Origin of the sequence: Azoarcus sp. TTM-91 (genome assembly GCF_012911025.1) — a bacterium.
Classification (GTDB): Bacteria; Pseudomonadota; Gammaproteobacteria; order Burkholderiales; family Rhodocyclaceae; genus Azoarcus.
Genome location: NZ_WUEI01000279.1, coordinates 1 through 703 on the forward strand (window position 1 = coordinate 1; position 703 = coordinate 703).

A 703-nucleotide genomic window follows, 5' to 3' on the forward strand; every position below is an offset into this window, starting at 1 on the left:
GCTTCGCCGCTTACAATCCCCATTGCATCCGCCGTCGCGGCGGTTCAGTCCAACGAGGTTTATCCGCCGCCATGCCGCCTTGCCTTCCTCCCACGTCGCCGCTGCGGCGGATAAACGCTATTCGTTAGGCGAAAGCCCGTTCAATCACCTTCTTCGAGTGCCTCATGGATGAAGTAAGCACATATCTCGATGGTCAAATCCGAGTCACTGCAATTCCACATGAGATGCGCATGTCTCACTGGGTCTATGCACCGAAAGTGGAAGAAGTGGCAAGCGGCAATGTCTTGCTTGATCTCATCGGCGGTCTTTGGGATTTGGCCGGAGCAAAGGAAGAAAACGAAGTTCTCACCCTTGCTCTGCGTAAGTACCCAGGCGATTCAGAAGGTGTCAGTCTTTCAGTTCGCAAAGGCAAAAGTGTGCTGTATCTGAAAGGCAAAGCGTATGAGGCCGTTGCTTTGAAAAAAGAGTTGGAAACATATCGGTGATGAAACATTCGCCTAACCCTGCAGTCGAGAGGGACAGCCACAAGCTGCGCTTGTGGTCCCCTACGCTTCGCTCCGGCTGCCCCTCACTTCCACGTTAGGTGCTGAGTGAAGAGGTATCGCCGTTGAAGAAAGAAAAAGCTACGGGCTACGTTGTTCAGCGTTCTGGCCTAGCCGATTACTTCCCAACTCACGTCCATTCGCCAGCGTTCTGGGAGGCG

Annotated in this window: 1 protein-coding gene; it reads left to right on the forward strand. The window is 53.6% G+C overall.

Annotation, left to right across the window (positions count from 1 at the left end; genetic code table 11):
• The first annotated feature begins 164 nt into the window (after positions 1-164).
• Positions 165-485, forward strand: coding sequence for a hypothetical protein (locus tag GRF61_RS24215; protein ID WP_169153166.1), 321 nt, complete (start codon positions 165-167; stop codon positions 483-485).
• Positions 486-703 lie beyond the last annotated feature (218 nt).

Bases quoted from the DNA above. Each gene is read 5' to 3' on its own strand.
- GRF61_RS24215 (WP_169153166.1), top strand. From the start codon at position 165: ATGGATGAAGTAAGCACATATCTCGATGGTCAAATCCGAGTCACTGCA.